This window comes from Caulobacter sp. SRI_008 (assembly GCF_057586355.1).
The window spans coordinates 44,668-54,916 of record NZ_JBYCZS010000034.1; the positions used below are offsets into that span (position 1 = coordinate 44,668).

The following is a 10,249-nucleotide window of genomic DNA, read 5'->3' on the forward strand; positions in this document are numbered from 1 at the left end:
TCCAGTTCGGGGTTCACGTTGCGCGGTCACGGCTGAACCGGCGCTGAACGGCGTGTTTCTTCGGTTTCCTCGGCGAAACGACGGCCCCAGGCGGCCAGAAGCTCGTCGAAATTGAGCGAGGTGTCGAGCGTCAGGTCCACCGGCGTCTTGGCCGGCAGGGGAATCCGCCGCTGGAAGGCCTTGCCGCGGATCAGCTCAAGGATCCCGACCTTGGCCTTCTCGGCGACCTTCGGATCGTGCTCGCCCTTGATGTGGAACAGCAGCGAGAGGCGGCCGTTCGGCGTCGAATTGACCCCGGCCTCCATCGTGTCGAACGCCAGGTTCTCCATGGCCTGGTAGGCGAAGTCCTGGATGGCGTTGACCGGCTGCTGGGCGACGACGGCGTTGTTGGGATTGCCCGGGCTGTCGTTCTCGGCCTGGCTGGCGGTCTGGTTGGCCTCGACGCCGGTCAGGGCCTCGCGGGCGATCGAGATGCGGCCGGGCTTGATGGCGTTCAGCTTGCCGTCCAGCAGCTTGAAGCCCTTGTCGCTGAACTGGAACGGCAGGCGGCCCGAGACCACCGCGTCCAGCTTGACCTTGTCGGCCAGGGTCGAGCCGGCGGTCAGTTCGCCCAGATCCAGGCCGTCGATGACGATGACGCCGGTGATCGCCTTGCCGTCCAGCGGCACGTCGATCGGCTCGATCGAGATCTTGCCCTTGGCCGCCGTCAGCGACGCCTCCGACACCTTCAGCGAGGTGGCGCCCAGGGTGAAGACCGCGCCCACCGCCTCCAGCGGCACGATGGAGTCGATGCGGGTGATCGCCAGCTTCTGATCCGGCGCGCTGGTCAGCGGCGCCAGGCTGTCGAATTTCACGTCGCCGTTCAGGGTGGCCACGAAGCCCAGCGGGCTGGCGCGGAAGTCCAGCCCCTGGGTCGAGACCTCGCCGCTGCTGGTCACGCCCTTGTCGGTCCAGTCGAAGCGGCCCTTGAAGCTGGCCTTGCCCTCGGCCTCGCTGGCGAAGGCGGCCATCGGGCTGACCGCCACCGGCTGCAGGCCCTGCTGCTTGCTGAAGACGATGTTCGAGGCGTCGATGATCGCCGAGCCGCGACCGCTCTCGACGCCGTGACGAATGTCGATGCGGCCCAGGGCGAAGCCGCTGGCCGTGCCGAAATCGACGCCGCCGCTCCACACGCCCGAGGCCAGGGCCAGCCGTCCCGTCGCCTTCACCGGCTCGAACCGCTTGGCCGAGGCCGCGTCGACCAGCCGGCCTTGGGTCAGCCGCACCTCGGCGCGGTCGAAGCCCTGGCCGCCGCCGACGAAGGTCCCGGCCACGTCTTCGGCTTTCGCCTCTGCGGCGGTGATCGTTCCGCGTCCGTTGGCGAACCGCGCCTGGGCCTCCCAGCGACCGTTCGCCACGCGCACCAGCGGCGCTGCGACCGGGCAGACGTCCAGGGCGATGTCCTGGATCGGACGCTCGCCGGCCTCGCCCGCCTCGATGGCGGCGACGGTCACCGGCGTGCAACCGGCCAGGCGCACGTCCAGCACCCCGCCAGCGAAGCGGGCCTGGCCCTTGGCGTCGAGCTTGATCCCCTCGGCCGGCGGCACGTCGAGCGTGCCAGCCAAGGTCACGGGCGAGGCGAAACCGCTCGCGTCGGCGCGCCAGTCGCTGGCCGTCAGGGTCAGTTCGGGCAGGCCGCCGCCCGCCAGCGCCAGGGTCGCCGAACCGCGCGAGACGCCGCCGGCGCTTTCCACAAGTCGGCCGCCGCCTGCGGTCAGGGTCGCCTTGGCGCCGCTGGCCGAGGCCAGGGTCACCGGCTTGCCGGCGAAGGCCGAAACCTTGCCGCCGCCGATCTCCAGCCGCAGGTCGGGCGCGTCGAGTTCGAAATCGTCCAGGGCCTTGCGTGCGGCGCCGGCGTAGGCGGGATTGGGCAGGCCGGCGGTCAGGCGCTCGGCGTCGGGCGCCGACACCGCGCCGTCCGCCCCCGCCCGGCCGGCCAGGCTCAGGTTCAGCCCCTCGCCGGCCCGGAACCGGCCCTTGGCGTCGAGCACCAGCGCCGAAAGACCCAGGCCGTCGCGCGCCGCGCGGCCGACGCCGGCCGCCACGGTCACCGCGCCCGTCAAGCCGATCGCCCCGCCCTTCGGCGCCGAGAACGCCAGGTTCGTCGACTTCACGTCCACCGACGCCCGGCTCAGCGCCGCGCCGCCGGCCAGGGCCTGGTCGGCCGTGCCGCGCAGCCGCGCCGGACCGATGGCCCGCAGGCCGGCCTGGTCGAAGTCCACCCGCATGGCGTCGCTGTCGATCTCGGCGGCGAAGCTGCGGGCCTCGACGCCGGGGGCGACCAGCCGTCCGGCCCGGGCCTGGCCCGACACCCGCGCGGCCGCGCCGCCCTTCTTGAAGTCGCCGGCCACCAGGCCCGCCAGGGTCAGGCGGGTCTCGACATCGGCCAGGCTGGTCTCGCCGGCCCTCAGGCCCTGGGCCTTGATCGACAGCTTGACGTCGGCCGGACCGGTCGCCGCCAGGCGCTTGAGGTCGGGATAGGCGACGTCGGCCTCGAGGCGGGCGTCGGCCTCTTCCAGGTCGATCTGTTCGGCGTCCAGTCCCTCGACGTCGGCGCGGGCGTCGAGCGTGAGGCGGTCGCCGCGCTTGCGAGCGCGCAGGGCCGCCCCGCGCAGCTCGACCTGCAGATTGTCGGTGGCGTAGCGCATGGCGGCCACCGCCGCGTCCAGCCGCAGCAGCTGGCCGTCGTCGAGGCTGGCGTCGCCGGTCAGGCGGGCCACGCCGCCGGGGGTGTCCAGCGTCACCCGGGCGTCCTCGACCAGCACGGCCGGCCCGCCCTGCTTTTCCTCTCCGGGCGACTTCAGCGCCTCGTCGATCAGCGGCTGGAGCTTGCCGAAGGTCAGCCTCGTCCCGTCGTAGCGGGCGCGCAGGCGCGGGCTGGTGATGCGCACGGCGCGGGTGTCGATGGCGAACGGCCCGCCCGACCACGGCGCGGTCAGGTCGTAGGCCACCTCGATGCGCTTGGCCGAGAAATAGGGATCGTTGGCGGGGCCGAGGCGAATGGAGCCGGCGAAGCCGCTGGCGTCCAGGCTCTCGACCGAGATCAGGCCCTCGATGCCGCGCTCGGCCAGCCACGCTTCTGCAAGCGCTCGGCTGATCTCGCGCCGGCCGGAATAGGCCGAGAAGCCAAGGGCGATGAACGCCATCATCGCGAACGACACGGCCTCCAGCCCGGCGTCGGCCAGGGCGGCCTTGTCGAGGCGGAGACCCCGCTTGGGTTTCGCGGTCTTCGGTGCGGAATCGGGGTCGGCGTGGGGCTCGGCCATCGGCCGCACCATGCCGCAAGCCGTGGCGTTTGTGAGGCCCCCGTTGCGGAAAAGTCGAGAAAGCGCCGGTATTGAAACAGGGAGAGGGACGCGCGGCCTTCGCTCGGCCATCCCCATCTTCCCGTCATTCCCGCCCTGGAGCCGCTATCGACACTCGCCCATTAGCGAACGCATCGAGAGGCCGCTATGAGTGGCTACGGCACTACCGAATAGAGTGACTTGAAAGGACGACGACATGGCTTTGCTCGACGCGCTCAAGGCTGACCAACTCGCGGCGCGCAAGGTGAGCGACCGTCTGAAGGCCGACCTGCTCACCACGCTGATCGGCGAAGCCACGCAGATCACGACCGAGGAATTCAAGCGCGGCGTGACGGAAGTCACCGACGAAAAGGTCGTCGCCACCGTCGCCAAGTTCCTGAAGAACACGAAACTGACGCTGGAAAATCTCGCGGCCGAACGGGCGCGCCTGATCGAAGCCGCCGGCGATGTGTCGAGGGTGGACGAGCGGATCAAGGCGGCCGAAACCGAACTGGCGATCCTGTCCTCTTACGGCCCCAAGCAGATGACGGAAGCGGAACTGCGCGCGGCCATCAACGACTTCCGCACCCAAAACCCCGACGCCAACGTCGGCGCGATCATGGCCCACCTGAAGACCAACTTCGGCGGCCAGTATGACGGCAAGGCGGCCAGCGCCCTGGCCAGGGGTTAGTTGGCCAGGGCTTAGACTGAAGGGCGCCCTTGCGGCTGACGCCGCAAGGGCGGGAACGACGGGAGACTAAGCCGGCGGCTAGATCGCCTTGAACCCCAGCACCTGCTGCATGTCGTAGATGCCCGGCGGCTTGCCCTGCACCCACACCGCCGCGGCCACCGCGCCGCGCGCGAACAGGCCCCGGTCGATGGCTGAGTGGGCGATGGTCAGGCTTTCGCTCTCGCCGGCGAAGATCACGCTGTGCTCGCCGATGATGCCGCCGCCGCGCACGACAGAGAAGCCGATGTTGCCTTCCGTGCGCGCGCCGGTGACGCCGTCGCGGGCGCGGTCCTCCACTTCGGAAAGAACGACGCCGCGGCCTTCCGCGGCGGCCTGGCCCAGCATCAGGGCGGTGCCCGACGGGGCGTCGATCTTGCGCTTGTGGTGGGCCTCGAAGACCTCGATGTCCCAGTCGGCGGCCGGCAGGGCGGCGGCGGCCTGGCGCACCAGGCCCATCAGCATGTTGACGCCCAGCGAGTAGTTGCCCGAGCGCACGATGGCGACGGTCTGGGCCGCCTTTTCCAGCCGCGCGTCCTGTTCGGCCGTGAAGCCGGTCGAGCCGATCACCAGGGCGATCCCGCCGCCGGCGGCCGCGACCGTCTCGGCCAGGGCGACAGAGGCCTCGGGGATGGTGAAGTCGATGATCGCCTGGGCCTGGGCCAAGGCGCTCTCCAGCGCCACTAGGCCCTCGCCCTCGACGCCCGGACGGTCGAAGCGGGCCACGGCCACGGCGTCGGACCGGCCCTCCAGCGTGGCGGCCACGGCCTTGCCCATGCGGCCCAGGGCTCCGGCGACGGCGATCCTGACGGGGGGGGCGGACATGGGCGTTCTCTCCACGAAACGAGCCCGCGCCTCGTCGCCCAGCCCCTCCGCCCGGTCAACGGATTTATCCGGTGGTCCGTTCGCCGCCTTACGCGGGGGCAGTGTCCCACATGCCGCAAACCCAATCCCAACAAGCGTTTGTAGCGATACCATCGATGATTGCGCGGTTGTCGCGCCGGGACGCCGTCGCTAGGCTGGTCCGTGCATAAGGGCGCGTCGCATCGTTCGGCGGGTCCATTTCAACTGGCTACGCAGGACAGGAAACGCCGCCATGAGCGACGCGGAACGCAAGACCTTCACCGACGCGGAGGCCCTGGCCTTCCACCGCTATCCTCAGCCGGGAAAGCTGGCGGTGACCCCCACCAAGCCGATGGCGACCCAGCGCGACCTCAGCCTGGCCTATTCGCCCGGCGTGGCCGTGCCCGTGCACGCGATCGCCGCCGATCCCGACATGGCCTACGAGTACACCTCCAAGGGCAACCTGGTGGCGGTGATCTCCAACGGCACGGCGATCCTGGGCCTCGGCGACCTGGGGGCCCTGGCCTCCAAGCCGGTGATGGAGGGCAAGAGCGTGCTCTTCAAGCGCTTCGCCGACGTCGACTCCATCGACATCGAGGTCTCCACCAAGGACGCCGACGAGATCATCACCGTCGTCAAGAACATCGGCGTCACCTTCGGCGGCATCAATCTGGAAGACATCAAGAGCCCCGAGTGCTTCCGCATCGAGACCGAGCTGCAGGAGCTGCTCGACATCCCGGTGTTCCACGACGACCAGCACGGCACCGCCATCATCTGCGCCGCCGGCCTGATCAACGCCTGCCACATCACCGGCAAGAACCTGGCCGACATCAAGGTGGTGCTGAACGGCCCGGGCGCGGCCGGCATCGCCTCGATGGACCTGATCAAGGCCATGGGCGTGCGCCCCGAGAACGTCATCGCCTGCGACAGCAAGGGCGTGCTCTATCGCGGCCGCACCGAGGGCATGAATCAGTGGAAGAGCGCCCACGCGGTCGACACCGACAAGCGCACCCTGGAGGAAGCCGTGGCCGGCGCCGACGTGCTGCTCGGCCTTTCGGCCAAGGGGGCCTTCACGCCGGAGATGATCGCCAGCATGGCGCCCAATCCGGTGATCTTCGCCATGGCCAACCCGGATCCCGAGATCACGCCCGAGGAAGTCCACCGCGTGCGCAAGGACGCGATCATGGGCACCGGCCGCAGCGACTATCCCAACCAGGTCAACAACGTCCTGGGCTTCCCCTACATCTTCCGCGGGGCGCTCGACGTGCGGGCCCGCCGCGTGAACCATGAGATGAAGATCGCCTGCGCCCAGGCGCTGGCGATGCTGGCCCGCGAAGACGTGCCCGACGAGGTGGCCGCCGCCTATCACGGCCGCCAGCTGAAGTTCGGCCCCGACTACATCATCCCCTCGGCCTTCGACCCGCGCCTGATCTGGTACGTGCCGCCGTTCGTGGCCCAGGCGGCCATGGACACCGGCGTGGCCCGCAAGCCGATCGCCGACATGGACGGCTATCGCCAGAGCCTGGCCCAGCGCCTCGACCCCACCGCCGGCTTCCTGCAGAAGATCGCCGGCTCGGTCATGGCCCGGCCCAAGCGCATCGTCTTCGCCGAAGGTGAGGAGCCGTCCGTCATCCGCGCCGCCTACGCCTTCCAGGCCGGCGGCTACGGCAAGGCCATCCTCTGCGGCCGCGAGAACCTGGTGCACGAGAACATGCGCCTGGTGGGCCTGGATCCCGAGACCTCGGGCCTGGAGATCCACAACGCCCGCCTCTCCGACCGCAATCCGGACTATGTCGACGCCCTCTACGCCCGCCTCCAGCGCCAGGGCTTCCTCAAGCGCGACGTCCAGCGCCTGATCAACCAGGACCGCAACAGCTTCGCCGCCTCGATGGTCAGCATGGGCGAGGCCGACGGCATGGTCACCGGCGTCACCCGCAGCTTCGACCAGGCCCTGGACGAGGTGCTGCGCGTCGTCGACCCCGCTCCCGGCGGCCGGATCATGGGCATGTCGGTCGTGCTGGCCAAGGGCCGCACCATCTTCGTGGCCGACACCAACGTCACCGAACTGCCCGACGCCGACGAGCTGGTCGAGATCGCCTGCGAGGCGGCCCGCGCCGTCTCCAATCTCGGCTTCAAGCCGCGCGTGGCCTTCATGAGCTACTCGACCTTCGGCAACCCGATGGGCGAGCGCTCCGACAAGGTGCGCGAGGCCGTCGCCGCCCTCGACGAGATGGGCGTCGACTTCGAGTACGAGGGCGAAATGCCCCCCGAACTCGCCCTCGACCCCGAAAAGCGCCTCGCCTACCCGTTCATGCGCCTGACCGACAGCGCCAACATCCTGATCATGCCGGCCATCCACGCCGCCTCGATCTCGACCAAGCTCGTCCAGTCGCTGGGCGGCGCGACGGTGATCGGGCCGGTGCTGCTGGGCTTGAGCAAGTCGGTGCAGATCTGCCCGCTCGGCGCTTCGGTGTCGAAGATCCTGAACATGGCGATGATGGCGGCGTACGATCAGCCGGTGGAGGCTAGCGCCGAGTAGAAGGCGCCTCCCCTCTCCTCCCCCGTCAAACGGGGGAGGGGGACCACGAAGTGGTGGAGGGGGCGAGACTGGGCGCTGTGCTCGATCCACTCCTCCGTAAAATCCCCGCGAAAGCGGGGACCCAGGCTTTTCTGAAACGCGAGGCGCTCGACGATAAAACACCTGGGTCCCCGCTTTCGCGGGGATTTTACGGGTAGGGGGTCTGCGGACGGGATTGGCGCGTGAGATCGCCCGCCCGTTCCCTCTCCCCTTGCGGGAGAGGGTGGCCCTGCGGAGCAGGGTCTGGTGAGGGGTCTCTCAGAACTCTAAGCTGCGTGCGGCGGTAAGGCTGGGGTGAGGTTTCCAACATTTGAGAGACCCCTCATCCAACGCCTATCGTCGCCACCTTCTCCCTCAAGGGGAGAAGGTGCCCCCTTTCCCCCCACGCGCGAACGGGGCCATGATGCGCGCTCTCGCCGTCCGTAGCCGGAGCCGCCGCCCGCCCGATGATCGCGCAGGACTCGCCCAGCCTGACCACGGCGCTGAAGCATGCGCCGCTGGGCATCGCCATCTTCGACCGGTCGATGCGCTACCTGGCCCATTCGGCCCAGTACCTGACCGACCAGGGCCTGCCGGCCGACCTGCCGCTGCTGGGCCGGGTGCACTACGAGGTGTTTCCCGAGATCCCCCGCTACTGGCGCGACCTGCACGCGCGGGTGATCGCCGAAGGGGTCGAGCTGCGCGAGGACGCCGGCGACCGCTATGTCGACCGCAACGGCCGGGTCGAATGGATCCGCTGGTCGATGGCCCCCTGGCGCACCGAGGACGGGGCGATCGGCGGGCTGGTGCTCTACACCGAGGTGGCTACCGCCGCCGTCGAGGCGCGCCTGCGGCTGGAGGCGGCCGAGGCCCGCTACAAGGCCCTGTTCGAGCAGGCGGCCATGGGCGTGGCGCGGATCGCGCCGGGCGGGACCTTCCTGGAGGTCAACGACCGCTTCTGCGCCATTACCCGCCACGACCGTGACCACCTGCTGGCCGGCGACGCCGCCGAGCTGATCGAGCCGGAGGACCTGCCCGACGCCCAGCGCCACGTCCGCTCGCTGCTGGCCGGCCGCACCGACACCTATCACGCCGAGCGCCGCCTGCGGGCCGGCGACGGGTCGAGCCTGTGGATCCGCCTCAACGTCTCGCGCGTGCAGCCGCCCGGCCAGCGGCCCTATCTGGTGGCCATCATCGCAGACATCACCACCCGCAAGCGGATCGAGGTCGAGCAGGAGCGCCACCAGGGCCAGTTGCGCCTGCTGATCAACGAGCTGAACCACCGTGTGAAGAACACCCTGGCCACCGTCCAGTCGATGGCCGCCCAGACCCTGCGCAACGAGCCCGATCCGATCACCGCCTTCGAGAAGTTCGAGTCGCGGCTGCTGGGCCTGTCGCTGGCCCACGACGTGCTGACCCGCGAGAGCTGGCACGGGGCCGAGCTGCGCGAGGTGGCGCAAAGAGCATTGGCCCCGTTCACCGCCGCCGCCGGTCGGGTGAGCGTCGAGGGGCCGGCCTGCTTCCTGCCGCCGGGCGGGGCGCTGACCATGTCGCTGATCTTCCACGAACTGGCCACCAACGCCCTGAAGTACGGGGCGCTTTCCACGTCTGAAGGAGCCACGTCCGAAGGCGCGGTGGCGGTCGCCTGGAGCTTCGACGCCGAGGCCCGCGCCCTGTGCCTGACCTGGACCGAGACCGGCGGCCCGCCGGTGACCGCCCCGCCCGCCCGGCGCGGTTTCGGCTCGCGGCTGATCGAGCGCAGCCTGCGCGGCGAGCTGCGCGGCCAGGCGCGGATGGACTGGCGGCCGCAGGGCCTGGTCTGCCGACTGGAAGCCCAGGTCCCCCTGCCCAACCCGCCCTCGCCGGAGCTAGGGGTCGTGGCGAGTTTAGACGAGAGACGGTAGGCGCCCGGGGTCCAACAAAACCTCATCCTGAGCTTGTCGAAGGACGAGGTTTTCGCCGCCGTCCAAACAGCGCTAACAACCCGCTGGGCCGAGTTTTGGAGTCTCTATCTATGCAGCTGTCCGACCAGATCGTCCTCGTCACCGGCGGCGGCCGGGGCCTGGGGGCCGAGATCGCCCGCGCCTTCGCCCGCCACGGCGCCCGCGTCGTGATCAACTACCGCGCCAGCAAGGACGCCGCCGAGGCCCTGGCGGCCGAACTGGGCGGTGCCGAGCGCGCCATCGCCGTCCAGGCCGACGTCGCCGACCGCCCCGCCGTCGAGGCGATGTTCGCCGTCGCCAAGCAGGCCTTCGGCAGCCACGTCACCACCGTGATCAACAACGCCCTGGACTACAGCTTCAACGGCGACGCCCGCGCGCATCTCGCCAGCATCGCCTGGGAAGACTTCGAGAAGCAGAACACGACGGTGCTGAAGGGCGCGCTGAACGTCATCCAGGTCGCCGCGCCCGACATGGCCGACGCCGGTTTCGGCCGCGTGATCAACGTCGGCACCAACCTCTTCCAAAACCCGGTCGTGCCCTATCACGACTATACGGCGGTCAAGGCCGCCCTGCTGTCGCTGACCCGCACGGCCTGCGGCGACCTGGGCCCCGCCGGCATCACCGTCAACATGGTCTCCGGCGGCCTGCTGCGCGTCACCGGCGCCAGCGCCGCCACGCCCGAGCCGGTCTTCGACCTGATCGCCGGCATGACCCCGCTGCGCTCGGTCACCACCCCGGCCGAATTCGCCGACGCGGTGCTCTTCTTCGCCAGCCCCTGGGCGCGGGCGGTGACGGGGCAGAACCTGGTCGTGGACGGGGGTCTGGTGCGGGATTGACGTCGGAATCCCTCTCCCCC

6 protein-coding genes are annotated in these 10,249 nt (G+C 70.1%); 4 read left to right on the forward strand and 2 right to left on the reverse strand.

The window, feature by feature from the left end:
• Positions 1-26: 26 nt before the first annotated feature.
• On the reverse strand, positions 27-3,305 hold the full coding sequence (locus tag AC2YHT_RS23440; RefSeq protein WP_487292246.1) for an intermembrane phospholipid transport protein YdbH family protein: 3,279 nt from the start codon (positions 3,303-3,305) through the stop codon (positions 27-29).
• Between the two features lie 241 nt (positions 3,306-3,546).
• Between AC2YHT_RS23440 and AC2YHT_RS23445 the strand changes: the two genes are divergently transcribed.
• Positions 3,547-4,014 carry a GatB/YqeY domain-containing protein gene (locus tag AC2YHT_RS23445; protein ID WP_487292247.1) on the forward strand — a complete coding sequence of 156 codons (468 nt, stop codon included), beginning with the start codon at positions 3,547-3,549 and terminating at the stop codon, positions 4,012-4,014.
• A 78-nt stretch (positions 4,015-4,092) separates the two neighbouring features.
• Here the strand turns inward: AC2YHT_RS23445 and dapB are convergent, their stop codons facing one another.
• On the reverse strand, positions 4,093-4,875 hold the full coding sequence (gene dapB / locus AC2YHT_RS23450) for a 4-hydroxy-tetrahydrodipicolinate reductase (RefSeq protein ID WP_487292248.1): 783 nt from the start codon (positions 4,873-4,875) through the stop codon (positions 4,093-4,095).
• A 271-nt stretch (positions 4,876-5,146) separates the two neighbouring features.
• On the opposite strand from dapB, the gene AC2YHT_RS23455 reads away from it, so the two are divergent.
• The 3 genes from AC2YHT_RS23455 (at position 5,147) to AC2YHT_RS23465 (ending at position 10,229) form a co-directional block, all read left to right on the forward strand.
• Complete coding sequence (locus tag AC2YHT_RS23455) at positions 5,147-7,432, forward strand: NADP-dependent malic enzyme (protein ID WP_487292249.1); 2,286 nt, start codon at positions 5,147-5,149, stop codon at positions 7,430-7,432.
• 485 nt (positions 7,433-7,917) lie between these two features.
• On the forward strand, positions 7,918-9,354 hold the full coding sequence (locus AC2YHT_RS23460) for a sensor histidine kinase (RefSeq protein ID WP_487292250.1): 1,437 nt from the start codon (positions 7,918-7,920) through the stop codon (positions 9,352-9,354).
• Between the two features lie 110 nt (positions 9,355-9,464).
• A complete protein-coding gene (locus AC2YHT_RS23465) occupies positions 9,465-10,229 on the forward strand; it encodes a 3-oxoacyl-ACP reductase (RefSeq protein WP_487292251.1) in 765 nt (254 codons plus the stop codon).
• Positions 10,230-10,249: the final 20 nt, after the last annotated feature.